The following is a 1,576-nucleotide window of genomic DNA, read 5'->3' as shown; positions in this document are numbered from 1 at the left end:
TTAGTACAAGCAGAGCAATTGTTAGATGAAACCATTGCTCAAGCTTTTAATTTAGGAATAAATAATATTTGTTGGATCGAAGGAAAACAAAAAACAGTTAACCACGTTACAGATTTTAATGCAAAATTATCAGATATCTGCGATGAGGTTTACCATCAAGGACTAAAACTCTGGAACGAACTAATAAATCGTCGGGAGCTAACTTCTCAAGGTGCTAGAGCGAGAAGAGAGCTAATCGAAGCAATGTTAGAAAAGCAAGATAGAGAAAGGCTTTGCTTGCAAGGATTTGGGCCAGAAGTTTCTATATACTATTCTGTACTTAACGAAACTGGAATTCATCGTCAAGAGAACGAAGAATGGGGATTTTACCCACCCAATGAAACATCTGGTATATGGACAATTTGGCAAGTAATAGATAATTTTTGCTTGCAGGCAAAAGATAAAATCCAAACTTTAGATAAGCTCTACAGAATTTTAGACGCTCCTCCCTATGGTGTAAAGCATGGAGTTATTCCAGTACTAATAGCAGCAGTATTGCTGCACCATGTTGATGATGTAGGCGTTTATAGGGATGGTACATTTATTCCAGTTTTAGGTTCTGAGCATTTCGAGCTATTGCTGAAAGATCCATCACGCTTTGGGGTTAAATATTTTGAAATTGTGGGCTTGCGATCACAAGTATTTAGAGAGCTTGAGTCAATCTTACGCAAACAGTATGCTCTCAATGCACAGGGGGGAAGAAATTCAACTTTACTTGCCGTAGTTAAGCCGTTGTTTCAATTCGTTAAAAAACTACCGTCATACACAACTAAAACCAAGCGTCTTAGTAGCGAAGCATTAGCAGTTTTGCAAAATTTACAGAAAGCTCAAGAGCCAGACGAGCTTTTGTTTACTTCTTTACCTCTAGCTTGCGGACTCAATCCTATTATTGCCAGCCAAGAAGATGATGGGACAGTAGCGAAAATTTTGCGGAAAAAACTGATTACAGCGCTACACGAGATCCAAACAGCTTATGACAGCCTACTTAGTGACTGCCAATCTCTGCTGTATAATGCTTTCGGAGTACGCAGTAGTGAAGAAAAATTGCGAGAAGATTTGCGGGTTAGAGCTAGTTATTTGAGTGGTCAAGTGTTGGAACGCCGAGTTAGAAGTTTTGTGCAAGCAGCAGTAAATGAAAATGCTACTGATACTGAATGGTTAGAAGCACTATTAATGATTGTTGCTGATAAGCCTGCTGAATCTTGGACAGATGAAGATGTAACAAATTTTGAATTAAAACTTTCAGACCTTGCCCGACGTTTTAAAAATCTTGAAGCTTTACAGAAAGATTCTCAAACTCGAACTTCGGAAGGTTTTGAGGCACGTAAAATTACAGTTACACGTCCAGATGGGCAGGAAACTCATTCTCTTGTTTGGTTTAATCATGAAAATCAAGTTCAAATTGATGGGCTATTTGAGGAAATTTTGGGAATATTAAGAAGGTACGAAAACCCGCAATTGCACCAAAGTGTTGTCGCTAAGTTGACCGAGTATGTACTAGGTTCAGAGTCTAGTATCGAAGCTTCTAAAATTCAAA

1 pseudogene is annotated in these 1,576 nt (G+C 38.5%); it reads left to right on the top strand.

Annotated features, from left to right (window positions below):
* A pseudogene (locus ACWATR_RS39910) lies at positions 1-1,576 on the top strand (hypothetical protein); the annotation flags it as partial.

The sequence above is a fragment of the Nostoc sp. UIC 10890 genome (assembly GCF_054786515.1).
The sequence above is the reverse complement of the archived record's forward strand: the minus strand, read 5'-3'. Positions and strand labels throughout refer to the sequence as shown.